This is a genomic window from Citrobacter sp. KTE30, from assembly GCF_000398825.1.
Taxonomy (GTDB): Bacteria; Pseudomonadota; Gammaproteobacteria; order Enterobacterales; family Enterobacteriaceae; genus Citrobacter; species Citrobacter freundii.
Map to the genome: position 1 here is coordinate 1000953 of NZ_KB976055.1, position 14749 is coordinate 1015701.

A 14749-nucleotide genomic window follows, 5' to 3' on the forward strand; every position below is an offset into this window, starting at 1 on the left:
GAAAATCAGGCTTTATGTCGGTTATCAGGTAAGAATATGGTCAGTATCCCCAGAAGTGGCAGGAAAGCACATATTTTGTAGACCAAATCGATACTGGTATGGTCGGCAATCAGCCCTAACACCGCGGCTCCCAAGCCACCCATGCCGAAGGCAAAACCGAAAAATAACCCAGAAACCATGCCGATACGCCCAGGAAGCAACTCCTGTGCGTAAACCAGAATGGCAGAAAACGCCGATGCGAGGATAAAACCAATGATCACGGTTAAAATCCCGGTCCATTCCAGCGTTGCGTAGGGTAAAACGAGGGTAAATGGCGCAACGCCGAGGATAGACCCCCAAATAACATATTTTCTGCCAATTTTATCGCCTAATGGTCCGCCAATCACCGTCCCGGCCGCGACGGCAAACAGGAAGGCAAACAGGTGAAACTGGGCGTTTTGTACCGATAATCCGAATTTTTGCATCAGATAAAAGGTGTAATAGCTGCTGATGCTTGCCATATAGAAGTATTTGGAGAAAATCAGTATCAGCAGGATGCTTACAGCCAGCACCACTTTATTACGCGGCAACGGATTAACTATAGCGACCTTCGGCTTTCCTTTACTCATCCGATGCTGCGCGGCATACCAACGGCTGATTTGCGCCAGGACGACAATCGCTAATAGCGCGGCCAGCACAAACCAGGCCACATTACCCTTACCATATGGCGCAATGATGACAGCCGCCAGCAACGGTCCCAGTGAGCTGCCGAAGTTGCCGCCAACCTGGAAAATCGACTGTGCAAGGCCGTGGCGACCACCGGAGGCCATACGCGCCACGCGGGACGATTCCGGGTGGAATACCGAAGAGCCGGTGCCAACCAGCGCCGCGGCGAGCAGCACCATATGGAAGCTGCCGGCCATGGCCAGCAAAACAAGCCCGCTCAGCGTGAAGCACATTCCTATGGGCAGCGACCACGGCATCGGGTATTTGTCCGTCCAGTAACCCACCACCGGTTGCAGCAGCGAAGAAGCTAGCTGGAAGGTTAGGGTGATCATCCCGATCTGCATAAACGTCAGCGAGAACTCTGACTGCAATAGCGGATAAATCGCCAGGATCAGCGACTGAATCATATCGTTTAGCAAATGGGAGAGGCTGATCGCTCCTAAAATGCCAAATGAGGTGCGTGCTTTAGCAACCGACGCTGACGCGCCAGCCACAGGCTGGGTTGGTTCACTTATTGCCATAGAAAGTCACTTCTGTTTGGGTTGCGATTATGAGGGTAATCTATTTTGTTATTATTACCTGACTAACATACCTGCGGAAGGTGTTTGAAGGAAGTCTCATTTCTGAAAACATTTTCGACTATTATTTCATATCATTGTAATTTCAGTCGTTGATTTTGGCTCAGGGAGAGAAATATGAAGTTTTTAAAACGGGGCGTGGCGCTGGCGTTATTAGCCGCATTTACGCTGGCAGGTCAGCCAGCGCAAGCGTACGAAAAAGATAAAACCTACAAAATTACCATTCTGCATACCAACGATCATCACGGTCACTTCTGGCGTAGCGAATATGGGGAATACGGACTGGCGGCGCAAAAAACGCTGGTGGACGGTATTCGTAAAGAGGTGGCTGAGGAAGGGGGCAGCGTACTGCTGCTTTCTGGTGGTGATATTAATACCGGCGTACCGGAGTCCGATCTGCAGGATGCGGAACCTGATTTTCGCGGGATGAACCTGATTGGCTATGACGCGATGGCGGTCGGAAACCACGAGTTTGATAATCCGCTTAGCGTATTGCGCCAGCAGGAAAAATGGTCCAAATTTCCGTTTCTCTCGGCCAACATTTATCAGAAAAGCTCCGGCGAGCGTTTATTTAAACCGTGGGCCATCTTTAAGCGCCAGGATTTAAAAATTGCCGTACTTGGTTTAACCACTGACGATACGGCGAAAATTGGCAACCCCGAGTTCTTTACCGATATCGAATTCCGTAAACCTGCTGATGAAGCCAAACTGGTTATTCAGGAACTGAATATGGGTGAAAAGCCAGACATCATTATCGCGACCACCCATATGGGACATTATGACAACGGCAACCACGGCTCAAACGCCCCTGGCGATGTCGAAATGGCGCGCAGCCTGCCAGCAGGTTCGCTGGCGATGATTGTCGGTGGCCACTCGCAGGATCCGGTGTGTATGGCTGCGGAAAATAAGAAGCAGGTTGATTACGTACCGGGTACGCCGTGTGCGCCAGATAAGCAAAATGGGATCTGGATTGTACAGGCACACGAGTGGGGGAAATACGTGGGCCGGGCGGACTTTGAGTTCCGTAACGGCGAAATGAAAATGGTTAACTACCAGCTCATACCCGTTAATCTGAAGAAAAAAGTGACCTGGGACAACGGTAAAAGTGAGCGCGTACTCTACACCCCGGAGATTGTTGAAAATCAGCAAATGCTTTCGCTGCTGACGCCGTTCCAGAATAAAGGTAAAGCGCAGCTCGACGTGAAAATCGGTAGCGTCAATGCGCGCCTCGAAGGCGACCGTAGCAAAGTCCGTTTCGTGCAAACCAATATGGGCCACTTGCTGCTGGCTGCGCAAATGGCGCGAACCAGCGCTGATTTTGGCGTGATGAGCGGCGGCGGTATCCGTGACTCCATCGAAGGCGGCGATATCACCTATAAGAGCGTGCTGAAGGTACAGCCGTTTGGCAACATCGTGGTGTACGCCGATATGAGCGGGAAAGAAGTGATTGATTATCTGACCGCGGTGGCGCAAATGAAGCCGGACTCCGGAGCCTACCCGCAGTTTGCCAACGTCAGCTTTGTAGCGAAAGACGGCAAACTTAACGATTTGAAAATCAAAGGCGAACCTGTTGACCCAGCCAAAACCTATCGTATGGCAACGCTGAGCTTCAACGCCACCGGCGGTGATGGCTATCCGCGCATTGATAACAAACCAGGCTATGTGAATACCGGGTTTATTGATGCGGAAGTGCTGAAAGAGTACGTACAGAAGAACTCACCGCTGGATGCCAGTGCGTATGAGCCGAAGGGTGAGGTGAGCTGGCAGTAACAGGGCGGAGTGCCGGATGGCGGTGCTGGCACCTTATCCGGCCTACAGGTCAGTGCGATTTGTAGGCCTTAAAGCTGCGCGCCATCAGGCATTCATTCTATAACCGCTTAATCCCGGCGGGCGATATCGGCGAATTTCGCATCCAGAATTTTCGCCAGATCGCTCGCTGCCAGTTCGATATCCAGCCCGCGTTTGCCGCCGGAAACATAAATGGTGTCAAACGTTTGAGCAGGCGCGTCGATAAGCGTCGGCAATCTTTTTTTCTGCCCCAGCGGGCTAATACCGCCTACCAGATAGCCGGTAGTGCGTTGCGCGACCATGGGATCGGCCATATCGACCTTTTTGGCACCCAATGCTTTGGCAACCTTTTTGAGATCCAGTTGACCTGCTACCGGTGTGACGGCGACCGCCAGATGCTTCATGTCGCCATTCACGGCAACCAGCAGCGTTTTGTAAACCTGGTCCGCGTTCAGACCTAACTTTCGCACCACTTCATCACCAAAGTTCGTCTCGGACGGATCGTGATCGTAGGTGTGGATCTGGAAAGAAATTTTGTTTTTTTCGAGTAATTTAACGGCGGGTGTCATAGCAATTTTCCTGGCCCAGACAAAATACGACTCAAGCATACGCCTGATGTCTGTCTAAAAAATAGTACCATCTTGCGCAATAGTATTGGCAGGATGATGACTTTGAGCGACAATCGAACTACACCGACGCTTTAAGCGCCGGGATCATAATAATGATGAAATTCCTCTTTGACGGGCCAATAGAGATATTGGCCATTTTTTTTACCGTAACATCTCCGGCAAATTTCCTTCTCCGTATAAATGCAGCGCGCCAACGGCCACGACGTAGTGACCAGCAGGCATCGCTCTGAGCCGATCGCGCCAGGCTGTGTTGCGTTGATGCATCAATACGTCATACAACGACTGGCTAAAGGTATTGGGAAGCGTCAGTTCGCTATTGTGCGGTGGCGTTTCAAGCCACCAGCCCATCATCTGCTGGAGCAGTCTGGCATTGGTATGCCAATGCGTCAGAGTATCGTCCAACAGGGCCAGTCCGTTATCAGGCAACTGACATAACAGCTCGATTTGACTGGATGCGCCTTCCAGTTCGATTATCGGTTTATGCGCCTGTTTAGCCGCATTCAACAGTTGATAATCAATCCCGTATTCCGCTCGCAGCCCTAGCTGCTGTGCCTGCGTTGCCTGTAATACCATGGCAATTTGCCACAACGGCTGAGTAGATAACAGGGATGGGGAAATGCCCAGTTCGTTGGTGACTTTACGCAGGTTTTCTAACTGCTCCGGGCTGAGACGTTCTTCGAGTGCAGCAAAGATCGGAAGGTTGGCAAACGGCGCGTCGTCACCGGAAACATCCGCTTCGACAATCAGCGCATCGGCATGCTTGAGCTTTTTGAGTAATTTGGCAGGCAGAGGCGCCATATCGCGGCTGCCCATGTGAATGCTGCCAATCAGATGAAAATGGCGGTTGCCGGGCAAAGAGATGTCGATGGCAGGCCAGGTATAGTGGTTGCCGCGCAGTGCAGACCATAATGCTTTTACCCGGTATAACAAATCCATACGACCTCCCTAAGTGGAGAACCATGCTAGCGCGTGGCCGGAAAAGTCGCAATGTGTGAATTGCCGGATGGCGCAGTTGATAGCGCCATCCGGTAAAGGGTTACTCTTTAGGTTTGAAGCGCAGCAGTCGGTTCGCGTTGCTTACCACGGTGATGGAAGAAAGCGCCATCGCCGCCCCGGCGACTACCGGGTTGAGCAGCGTGCCGGTGAACGGCCACAGGATCCCAGCGGCAACCGGGATGCCGATGCTGTTGTAGATAAACGCGCCGAGCAGGTTCTGCTTCATATTGCGTAGCGTTGCCCGGGAGATAGACAGCGCATCCGCAACGCCCATCAGGCTATGACGCATCAGCGTAATCGCGGCTGTTTCAATCGCCACATCGCTGCCGCCACCCATGGCGATCCCTACATCGGCCTGAGCCAGCGCAGGCGCATCGTTGATACCGTCACCGACCATGGCGACCTGACGCCCCTGGCTCTGCAGACGCTTGATCGCCTCGGCCTTACCGTCCGGCAGAACACCCGCAATCACCTCGTCAATACCCGCCTCTTTGGCAATGGCGTTGGCGGTCGTTGGGTTGTCGCCGGTCAGCATCACCAAACGATACCCGGCGCGGTGCAGGCGCTGGAGCGCTGCCACGCTGTCGCTACGCAGTGGATCACGAACCGCTAACAGCGCCGCCGCTTTACCATCAATCGCCAACAGGACCGGAGTTGAACCCTGGGAAGCCTGAGCGGTGATTTCAGCTTCCATTTCAGTGGTATCAACCTGCTGTTCATTGAGCAGAGCCTGATTTCCCAGCAGCAACGTATGACCTTCGGTCTCGCCACTGACGCCTAACCCGCGCAGCGTACGGAAACCGTTGACCTGCGGCAGCGAGACATCGCCAGCTTTGTCCAGAATCGCCCTTGCCAGCGGGTGGCTGGAACCCTGTTCAAGGGCTGCAGCCAGACGAATTGCCCACGCTTCATCGGTGTTGCCAAACGTTTTGATGGCGACAACCTGCGGTTTGCCTTCAGTCAGCGTCCCGGTCTTATCAAAGACGAGAGTATCGAGCGTGCTGGCGCGCTGCAGCGCATCGGCATCGCGTACCAGTACCCCAAACTCAGCGGCACGCCCCACGCCGGAAATAATCGACATCGGCGTTGCCAGACCCAACGCACAAGGGCAGGCGATAATCAGAACGGTGGTGGCAATGACCAGCGTATAGACAATCTGCGGTGCTGGTCCAAAGAAATACCAGATAGCCGCACTGACCAGCGCAATGGCGACCACGACCGGAACGAACACCGAGGAGATACGGTCGGCCAGTTTGCCAATTTCCGGTTTGCTGCTTTGCGCTTGACGCACCATACGGATAATGCGTGACAGCGTGGTGTGGCTGCCAACGGCGCTGGCGCGAAACAGCACACTGCCGTCCTGTACGACCGTACCGGCGTGGACGCTATCGCCTTCACCTTTTTGTTGCGGAATCGGCTCACCGGTCAGCATCGCTTCATCCAGCCAGGCTTCGCCCTGCGTAATTTCTCCATCGACTGGCACGCGGTCGCCGGTGGTCAGGCGCAACAACATTCCCGCCTGAACGTCTGCCAGCGGCACGTTCTTTTCACCTTCGTCAGTAACGACGCGTGCGGTCGGTGGCGTCAGATCAAGCAGTTTTTCCAGTGCTTTGGACGAGCGCTGGCGAGCCCGCGCTTCCAGCATGTGTCCGAGGTTAATCAGACCAATAATCATGGCGCTGGCTTCATAATAGAGGTGTCGCGCTTCCATCGGGAACCATTGCGGCCAGAGGTTGACGCTCATGGAATAGAGCCATGCCACCCCTGTACCCAGCGCGACCAACGTATCCATAGTCGCGGTGCCGTTCATCAGGCTTTTCCACGCATTGCGGTAAAAGTGACCGCCCGCGAAAACCATCACCGCAAGCGTTGCCAGACCAATCGTCAGCCACAGGCTGCGGTTGTCATCGCTCACCATCATGTTGTCGCCAATCATTCCCCATACCATGACAGGGATACCCAGCAGCAGCGCGACGGCTGCCTGCCAGCGAAAACGTTTCATGGTTGCCACGGCGGTTTCTTGCTGACGCTCGCGGCGCTTAGCATCATCTTCAATGGCTTCTGCGCCGTAGCCTGCTTTTTCCACCGCCTGCACTAAATCTGCGGCGGAGGCACTGCCCATTACCAGCGCAGTGCGTTCCGCCAGGTTTACCCGTGCCTGGGTGACACCCGGTACGCTTTGCAATGCATTTTGTACACGGGTCACACAACTGGCGCAGCTCATGCCGTTTAACAGCAACTGTTGGCTGTCATCATCAGCCGTAGCTGCCGGAAGCTCGGAAGGGACCGCTGCCAGTGCTTCCGACGGGATTGATGACTCCGTCAGCGGTTTAGCCTTTGGGTGGCTTAACTCCGCGCCGTAACCGGCTTGTTTGATGGTTTCAATCAGCGCTTCTGCGCTGGCGCTCCCGGTAACATGCGCCTCTGTCACGGAGACATCCGCTTGCTCAACATCCGGACGTTGTTCCAGACTTTCTTTAACGCGTTTTACGCAGTGACCACAGGACAAACCGTCCAGGGTTAGATCGATTGTTTGAGACATAACCAACTCCTTCATTGCAGGTTTAACTGACTGTGATAAAGGTTAAACCTTCCAGCAAGGGGAAGGTCAAGGGTGTTTTTAGAAAAGATGAAAAAAGGGGCGAAGGGGAAAAAACGGGAACGTCACCTCAGAGCGTTCCCGGTCTGTTATTGATTGAGAACGATAAGCGGCGTTCGATGCTCCGGTTCATTTATGACCGTGAGATCGGCACCATACAGCGCGTTCAGCGCCCGTTGCTTCAGGACATCCTGCGGATACCCGTTATCAACAATCCTGCCGCGTTCCATCAATACCACGCGGTCGGCATAACGCGCTGCGAGGTTGAGATCGTGCAGGACGCAGCAGACGCTAAACTGCCGTTCACGCACCAGGCGACGCAGCAGACGAAAAAGGTGCTGCTGGTGGTGAATATCCAGGGCGGAGGTAGGTTCATCGAGAAATAACCATTTGGGCCGAGGCTCGGGCTCCCAAAGCTGAACCAGCAGACGTGCCAGCTGTACCCGCTGTTGTTCTCCTCCCGACAGATGCCGGTAATCGCGCGCGGCCAGCGCCTGGCAGTCGCACAACGTCATGATGTGTTCCGTTTCATCGCCCGTATTGCGCGTGCGATACGGATGCCTGCCCATGCGGATAACCTCCTGCACGCTAAACGGGAAGGCCATATGACTGTTCTGGCGCATCACGGCACGGGTTTTTGCCAGCTCGGTGATTGACCATTCGTTCAGCGGCTTGCCGAATAAGCTACAGCGCCCACTGTGAGGTTGCAGATAACCCGTGAGCTGGCGGAGCAGCGTTGATTTCCCGGCGCCATTCGGGCCCAGAATCGCGATAATCTCTCCTTCAGGTAGCGTCAGGGAAACATCATCGGTCAATCGTCTGCCCTGAATGTGGTAAACCAGATTTTCAGCAACGATCATGACACCCTCCGGCTACGCAGTATTAACCACAGAAAATACGGTCCTCCGATCAGGCTGGTTAACAGACCAACGGGCATTTCGGCAGGCTGCACCAGAGTGCGGGCCAGCGTATCGGCAATAAGGAGTAGACAGGCGCCCGCCAGCGTAGAGCAGGGAATCAACCAGCGATGATCGGCGCCGGTAGTCATTCTGATCAGATGTGGGATCACCAGGCCAATAAAACCAATTACGCCGCTGACGGAAACGGCAGCACCAACCAGTAGCGAGCTGAGCAACAGTAACTGCTGGCGCTTACGTTTGACGTTCACGCCGAGGTAATGCGCCTCTTCATCACCCAATTGCAGCAAATTAAGCGTGCCCGCCATACAGACGGTGACAGCAATGGCTGGAAGAACAAAGGTACTGGCAACCAGCAGCGTTGGCCACTGGGCCTGGCCGAGATTGCCCATCATCCACAGCGTAAGTTGACGTAGCTGTTGCTCATCGCCCACATAGCTCAGTACGCCAATAGCCGAACCGCACAAAGCATTGATAGCGATACCGGCTAACAGTAGTTGCATCATTCCGCCGTGGCTATGACGCTGGCTTATCAGGAAAATAATCGTGCAGACCACCATGCTGCCCGCGACGGCAAAAATCATCTGCTCATACAGCACCAGCACCACGGGAAACGAAAAGGGGATAACTATCGCGATACCGACCATCAGCGCGGAGCCGCTACTGACACCAAGCAGGCCAGGATCGGCCATCGGATTGCGAAAAAGCCCCTGCATTATAACCCCTGCCGTTGCCAGCGCTGCGCCTACCAGAACGGCCAGCAACACACGGGGCAAACGGATGTTCAACCAGATGTCACGGTATTCGTCGTTGAACAGCGCGCTGAAGCTAATGTTCAGCGCCCCCTGGCTGGCTCCGAAGAGCATCAGAGCGACCAACAACAGAGAAAGACCCGTCAGAATGCTGACGGAAGAAAGCGAGTCCTTAAGCACGCAACGCTCCATAACGTCTTTGCGGCGCGAAGTTCCCGCGCCGCGAGGGGTTTACGCGGGTTTCAGTCCTGGCTCAACCAAACTGTAAATCTGGTTATTGAGTGACGGGGCTGTAGCCAGTTCGTGAATGTGCCTTGCAACATCTGCACGCATCACAAAACCATGGCACTCCTCGGCCTGTATCCGTTGCGCCTGACCTGTGGCTGCACCGTTCAGCAAACCGCCGGGGCGGAGAATGGCGTAGTCCAGTTGACTGGTTTGTAGCCAGCTTTCAGCCAACGATTTTTCGCGTACCGCCTGACCAAATGCCGCCCTGGCGCGTGGGGACAAAAAGGGCCAACTGTCGCCACAGCCAAGCGAAGTCACCAGAATCATGCGTTTGATCTCCGCTTTTTCTGCTTCATCAATGACGGTTCTGTGCGCCAGATAATCCTGGGCACCGCCCATGGAGGAGATCACCGTGGCATGTTGACCCGCTGCGCGACAGGCACAGGCGGTGACCTGGCTGTCGCAGGCGTCGCCAATGAAGACCTGCACACCTTTTTCCTGCAACCCGGCAGCGACCTGCGCGTTGCGAACGACGGCAATCACCGGACGTTGTTCCGCCAGTGCGAGTGCCAGTGTTTTCGCGCCGACGCCGCTACCACCTGCACCAAAAATGAGCCATGGAGCCATCAGGCATGTTCCTTTAAGGATGAAGACAGCGCGTGAAAGGCGCTGACCTGGTCGGCCAGTAGCTGACGATGCTCATCCCGACCGAGGAAAATTTTGAACATAGCGCTACCCGCCTGGTTAAAGAAGAGAATGGACGCGGTGTCCATGCCCATAAATTTGCGTTCAATCAGGGCGATATGTGTGCAGTTTTCTGCCTTGATATGACCGGTCATGCCTTTTTTGCCGCGCAGGTTGAAGTAACCGTGGCGGTGGAATCCTGAAGGTAATTCACCCGTGAATTCCAGTATGACATCAGCAGTATGGACCAGGGTGGTGACTTTGCCCCATTCGCTGACGGTTTCCCAGACGGTATCAAATTGATCGCCGGAAACCAGCGTCGGGGAGGGGAGGTTTTTCACCACCTCCAGCAGCGTGGTGTTGTACTGGGCTGCGATAGCTTCCAGCGTACCGTCCGGCTCAGTTTTCAAAAAATCCTGTAAAGAGACATGGCTCATACTTCACTCCTTTTATGGTTGCTCTACCGCAATACGCGGCGCGTTAAGTGTTTGAATCAGTTCATCAAGAGACTGCAAAATATTGCTCGCCCAAAAACGCCCTTCATTGGTCAGGCGTACACAGGTGCTGGCATCTCGCGTCAGTCCTGCGTGATGCCACTGGGTCAGTAGCGGGGCCAGTTTTTGTGCATGAGGCGTCAGTTCATCCAGCGGGACGCGGGCCGTTTCAATGCCGGCCTGGAGGGTGTGTCGCCACTGGAAACCACGCTCGGCGGTGCGCATCATCATCATGAGCGGTTTTTTTCCGGCGGCGATGGATTCATGCCATGTGGTCAGATTGCGCTCGACCATCCAGGAATAGCCATTGACTGACCCTCCTGCGCCAGAGCCGAATGCCAGACAGTCTGCGCCCTGTTTAATCAGCAGGTTGTACAGATTGCGTTCCCGTGTGGTGCGCGCCCAGTGGCTGTTGCTGATGCAGCGCCAGCCCGCGCTGTCCATAAAATCGCAGCCCTGAAGATAGAGGTCGCGACGTTCGGCAGGAGAGGGAACCGTTGTGCGCCCGGTTTCAACCGCTTTGCCAAGCGGTGTATTAGGGAGCAGATTCAGAGCATAAAGATCTACGCCGTCGAGGCCGATGTCGCGGGCAATCGCCAGATCCTCGCCCCACACCTTTGCGTCCTGTCCTGGCAGACCAAACAGCAGATCGCAGACCACGGCGGCTCGATCCCGTTTTACCAACCCCTGCATAAAGGCCATCGCGGTCGGGCCGTCCGAAGTGCGCGCCATTTTCTTGCGGATCCGGCTGTTAAATGACTGAATGCCGATCGAAAATCGATTGGCGCCAGCGTCAAGGCAGGCATCTATTCGCGCATCGTCAAAATTGAGTACCCGCCCCTCAATGGTGATTTCGCAGTCCGGCGCCAGCGGTAGCTTGTCACGTAGTGCGGTGATGATTCTGGCCAGATCCCGTGCCGACAGCGCAGACGGTGTACCGCCGCCAAAATAGACGGCGTGAATTGGGGCCGACTGATGCAATGCGCTATCGGCTTCCATCTCTATTTCGCGTAATAGCGCGTTGGTGTAGCGGGCGCAGTGATCCTCTTCAAAGCGGTTTTGATAAAAACCGCAGAAAGTACAATGTGTTGCACAGAAAGGGATATGCAAGTACACCAACCGTTTCCGCGGTGGGGTTGGCTGGCTGATGACCTCCTGCCAGGTTTGTGACAATAGCTCTTTGGCAACCGGGATCGCCCCACGCCAGGGCATCGTGGCGCGGCGATCCTTAAATGGCTGACTTCCCTCGAGCGCAAAATGCGCGGTGAGATCCAGCGAGTGTTCAGTTTTCATTGTTCTTTATAAATCCAGTTAGTGAGGCCAGAATTGCTGGTGCAGGGCTTCAACCGCATCGGCGACGCGCGGCCCCATACCCAGAATCAGCGCCTGGTCAATCGCCACAATGCGCTGGTTTTTCCAGGCCGCAGTGTGGGTAATCCCGGCAATCGCGCTCAGACGAGCCAGACCGCCATCCACCATTTGCGACGTCACCACGATCACCTCTGGGTTGGCGGCGATCAGCGATTCCGCGCTGTAGCTTTTGTACTGTGCGTGAGTGGCGACATTTTGTGCGCCTGCGAGGGTCATAATGGCATCGGCAACGCTGCCTTTTCCGGCGACCTGTGGCGCGCTGCCGCCAGCGGAGAGAATGAACATGGCTTTGACCGGCGCATTTTTCGCTGCCACGTTGTGCTGAACGCGATCCAGACGTTGACGTATGCGATCGATCAACGTCTCACCTTGTTCGGGAATGCGCAGGGTTTGAGCCAGTTCCCGAATGTTGGCGTACATCTGTTCGACGGTGGCCGGTACGCGCGGCAACGTCACGACGTTAACTTTTTGCGCCCGCAACTGATCCAACACGATTTGAGGGCCAGCATCCTGCCAGGTGATAAAGCTGTCCGGATGCAGCGATAAAATGCCCTCGCTGCTTAACTGCTTCCAGTAGCCGATATGCGGGAGTGCGGCAGTTTCGGGTGGATACGAGGTGGTTTCATCAACGCCGACCACCCGGTTGCCGATGCCCATGGCGTATATCAGTTCGCTAAGAGAGCCGCCCGCCACCACCAGGCGGTCGGCGGACTGGGCACTGAAAACGCAGGCGAGGCTCAGTAAGCCAATCAAGAGTTTTTTCATCGTCAGAAATTCCACGCAAAGCCAACGGCGGCATTGAAACCAGCGTCTGGAATAGATTCATGCGCGGTTCTGTAACGCTTGTCGGTCAGGTTGTTGAGCGCGAGGTTGACCTGATACTGATCCTGCGGACCGAACTCGGTGTTGAATGCAAGGTTAAGCGTGGCCCAGCCTGGGTAGTTGATTTCTGTGGTGCCGGTATTATCTTTGGCGCTGGACGCCGCGCGGATAAAAACATCGGACGTCAGGTTAGCGGCGTTCATCAACCAGGTATGTTTCAGGCCGACGCGCCCGGTCAGAGTGGGTTCGCCGGTATCCCAGGTTTTAAGGGTATTGCCTTCGTACTGACGGCGAATGAGATTACCGCTCAGGTAAGGTGAAACTGCCCAGCCGTTGTATTCTGCGGTGAGTTCCATGCCCCAGGTTTTGGCCCGATCGATGTTGTCGTAGTAGTAATAGCCGCCCCGTGAAGAGGTGGTATTACCGCTGCATACGGGTTGACCTGAACAGGCCAGGCTGGCGATATAGTCTTTGGCTTCGGAGTAATAAATGGCGCCGTCAATCAGCCACATATTCCCTTTATACCGTGCACCCAGCTCATAGTTATTCGAGTGTTCCGCCTTCAGGTTTGGGTTGCCGTAGGTTACGCTGCCGCCTGCGGACGTCTGCATAAACAGCTGAGTCAGCGTGGGGAAGACATAGCCTTGGGCATATGCAGCCCGAAGTTCAAGATCTTTAAAACCGGAATAGCGTAGGCTGGTTGAGGTCACCAGTTCATCATCGTGAACGGAATTTCCTCCGGTGGATTGCCAGGTGCTGCCGCTGCTTTGCAGGGTTTGCGTATCGTTGCGCTTGAGCTTCGAAGACAGCCAGTACTGGCGTGCGCCTACGGTCCACGTCCAGTCATCGGCAAAGCGCCAGTCGTTTTGCGCGAACAATGAGGTGTTGCTTTGCTCCGCTTCGTTGTATGACAGGGTACGTGTTTGCGTATCGAAGAAGCCGGTAGCTGCGGTCTGGCGCGTACTGCCGTCCGTGTCCTGTTTTATTTTGTCATGCTGATATTGAGTGCCAATCACCAGCTCGTTGTTAGCAGGCAGGGAGAAGTTGCTCTGTAGCGTTACCCCTTGGGTATACTGTTTGTCGTTGGTATTGGTCTGATTGCTGACCGTCAGCGCTTTAATCATCGGGCTGGGGATAACCTGGGTCGTTTTGACCCGGTTTTCAAATTTGCGCTCTATTGTCTGGCTGTATGCGTCAACATGGATGTTCTTCAGGTAATCCCCATCGGCCGCGTAGTCGTAGAAAAGACCGATTTTCTCGCGTTCCAGCTTAGGTATTTTGACGCTAAAGTCGTCGAACTGGCCCTCTGGATCGTCAAACCAGGTTTGAGTAGACAGTTTGTAGCGATCGAGGGAGAGCCCAATTTTGTGGCGATCGAAGTTGTAACCCAGCCATACGCCCTGGCCGTTATTACGGAAGTTGGTGTTGGGCAATCTTCCGTCAGGCGTATCGCGGTCCCCCTGGTCGGAATAGCTGCCATTGATGCGGTAGTCAAAGTTTCCGATGCTGCCCCAGGCCGCTGCCGACTCTTCCCATCCTGCCGTTGCGGAGTTATAAACAGCCTTAACGCTGCCGCCGAGAGGCTTATCACCGCCTTTTTTGGTAATAAAGTTTACGACACCGCCAATCGCCTGCGAACCGTAGAGGACAGAATAAGGGCCTTTGACCACTTCAATCCGTTCCAGCGCGGATTCGTCAATCAGCAAACCGGCTCCGTAGTTTTGTCCGGCACGTTGGTAACTGACGACCTGGCCGTCGATCAAAATCAGCACCCGCGAAGACGCTTCGCCACGGATACGAATTTGTTTCCGCCCTGCGAGGGCGTTATCGGTGACTTCGACGCCGGGAATATCTTGTAAATCATCAGCAATAGAAACGCTGGTGGAGTTTTGCAGTGTCTGGCGATCGATAACCTGGATGGTTGCCGGGCTATCCCAAAGACTACTTTCTGTGCGGTTAGCCGTGACGATAACCGTGTCTTCGTCGGACGTAGAAGCGTGTGTTGGAGAGGTAGCGGCAAAAGCGGCGCCGGACATGCATAATGTCAGGGCTGAAAGAATAAATGGCCTTTGGTTATTCCGTGGCAACATAAGAGAACCTTTATTGAATGTAAATGATCATCATTATCATTCGCGTTTATATATAAAATTGTTTCCCTTTGTTCAAGATGAAAGATGTAGAACCAA

At 54.5% G+C, this 14749-nt stretch carries 12 protein-coding genes; 1 reads left to right on the plus strand and 11 read right to left on the minus strand.

The window, feature by feature from the left end; all coding sequences use genetic code 11:
• Positions 1-5 precede the first annotated feature (5 nt).
• The gene (gene fsr, locus WC1_RS18110; protein ID WP_016149718.1) at positions 6-1226 is read right to left on the minus strand and encodes a fosmidomycin MFS transporter; all 1221 of its coding nucleotides are present in this window, start codon (positions 1224-1226) and stop codon (positions 6-8) included.
• A 174-nt stretch (positions 1227-1400) separates the two neighbouring features.
• On the opposite strand from fsr, the gene ushA reads away from it, so the two are divergent.
• Positions 1401-3053 (plus strand): bifunctional UDP-sugar hydrolase/5'-nucleotidase UshA, encoded by a 1653-nt coding sequence (gene ushA, locus WC1_RS18105; RefSeq protein WP_016149719.1) that lies wholly within the window; start codon positions 1401-1403, stop codon positions 3051-3053.
• Positions 3054-3160: 107 nt separating this feature from the next.
• Here the strand turns inward: ushA and ybaK are convergent, their stop codons facing one another.
• The 10 genes from ybaK to WC1_RS18055 form a co-directional block, all read right to left on the minus strand.
• Positions 3161-3640, minus strand: a complete 480-nt coding sequence (ybaK, locus tag WC1_RS18100; RefSeq protein ID WP_003021794.1) for a Cys-tRNA(Pro)/Cys-tRNA(Cys) deacylase YbaK — start codon at positions 3638-3640, stop codon at positions 3161-3163.
• A gap of 201 nt (positions 3641-3841) precedes the next feature.
• On the minus strand, positions 3842-4636 hold the full coding sequence (locus WC1_RS18095; protein WP_016149720.1) for a TraB/GumN family protein: 795 nt from the start codon (positions 4634-4636) through the stop codon (positions 3842-3844).
• A 100-nt stretch (positions 4637-4736) separates the two neighbouring features.
• Positions 4737-7238: a copper-exporting P-type ATPase CopA gene (gene copA / locus WC1_RS18090; protein WP_016149721.1), complete on the minus strand. Its 2502-nt coding sequence runs from the start codon at positions 7236-7238 to the stop codon at positions 4737-4739.
• Between the two features lie 146 nt (positions 7239-7384).
• A complete protein-coding gene (locus WC1_RS18085) occupies positions 7385-8155 on the minus strand; it encodes a heme ABC transporter ATP-binding protein (RefSeq protein ID WP_003835815.1) in 771 nt (256 codons plus the stop codon).
• Complete coding sequence (locus WC1_RS18080) at positions 8152-9144, minus strand: FecCD family ABC transporter permease (protein WP_003021806.1); 993 nt, start codon at positions 9142-9144, stop codon at positions 8152-8154. The genes WC1_RS18085 and WC1_RS18080 overlap by 4 nt, the downstream gene beginning before the upstream one ends.
• A gap of 51 nt (positions 9145-9195) precedes the next feature.
• Positions 9196-9819 (minus strand): anaerobilin reductase, encoded by a 624-nt coding sequence (chuY, locus tag WC1_RS18075; RefSeq protein WP_003021809.1) that lies wholly within the window; start codon positions 9817-9819, stop codon positions 9196-9198.
• Complete coding sequence (gene hutX / locus WC1_RS18070; protein WP_003021812.1) at positions 9819-10313, minus strand: heme utilization cystosolic carrier protein HutX; 495 nt, start codon at positions 10311-10313, stop codon at positions 9819-9821. Before hutX ends, chuY begins: the two co-directional genes overlap by 1 nt.
• Before the next feature lie 12 nt (positions 10314-10325).
• Positions 10326-11663 carry a heme anaerobic degradation radical SAM methyltransferase ChuW/HutW gene (gene hutW / locus WC1_RS18065; protein ID WP_016149722.1) on the minus strand — a complete coding sequence of 446 codons (1338 nt, stop codon included), beginning with the start codon at positions 11661-11663 and terminating at the stop codon, positions 10326-10328.
• 18 nt (positions 11664-11681) lie between these two features.
• A complete protein-coding gene (locus WC1_RS18060) occupies positions 11682-12506 on the minus strand; it encodes a heme/hemin ABC transporter substrate-binding protein (protein ID WP_003835809.1) in 825 nt (274 codons plus the stop codon).
• A 2-nt stretch (positions 12507-12508) separates the two neighbouring features.
• Entirely contained in the window at positions 12509-14653 is a 2145-nt protein-coding gene (locus WC1_RS18055) for a TonB-dependent receptor plug domain-containing protein (RefSeq protein ID WP_003021819.1), read from the minus strand.
• Positions 14654-14749 lie beyond the last annotated feature (96 nt).

Excerpts from the sequence above, each read along its gene's own strand:
- hutX (WP_003021812.1), bottom strand. The coding sequence starts at position 10,313 with ATGAGCCATGTCTCTTTACAGGATTTTTTGAAAACTGAGCCGGACGGT.
- WC1_RS18085 (WP_003835815.1), bottom strand. The coding sequence starts at position 8,155 with ATGATCGTTGCTGAAAATCTGGTTTACCACATTCAGGGCAGACGATTG.
- chuY (WP_003021809.1), bottom strand. The coding sequence starts at position 9,819 with ATGGCTCCATGGCTCATTTTTGGTGCAGGTGGTAGCGGCGTCGGCGCG.
- copA (WP_016149721.1), bottom strand. The coding sequence starts at position 7,238 with ATGTCTCAAACAATCGATCTAACCCTGGACGGTTTGTCCTGTGGTCAC.
- ushA (WP_016149719.1), top strand. The coding sequence starts at position 1,401 with ATGAAGTTTTTAAAACGGGGCGTGGCGCTGGCGTTATTAGCCGCATTT.
- WC1_RS18095 (WP_016149720.1), bottom strand. The coding sequence starts at position 4,636 with ATGGATTTGTTATACCGGGTAAAAGCATTATGGTCTGCACTGCGCGGC.
- WC1_RS18060 (WP_003835809.1), bottom strand. The coding sequence starts at position 12,506 with ATGAAAAAACTCTTGATTGGCTTACTGAGCCTCGCCTGCGTTTTCAGT.
- hutW (WP_016149722.1), bottom strand. The coding sequence starts at position 11,663 with ATGAAAACTGAACACTCGCTGGATCTCACCGCGCATTTTGCGCTCGAG.
- WC1_RS18055 (WP_003021819.1), bottom strand. The coding sequence starts at position 14,653 with ATGTTGCCACGGAATAACCAAAGGCCATTTATTCTTTCAGCCCTGACA.
- ybaK (WP_003021794.1), bottom strand. The coding sequence starts at position 3,640 with ATGACACCCGCCGTTAAATTACTCGAAAAAAACAAAATTTCTTTCCAG.
- fsr (WP_016149718.1), bottom strand. The coding sequence starts at position 1,226 with ATGGCAATAAGTGAACCAACCCAGCCTGTGGCTGGCGCGTCAGCGTCG.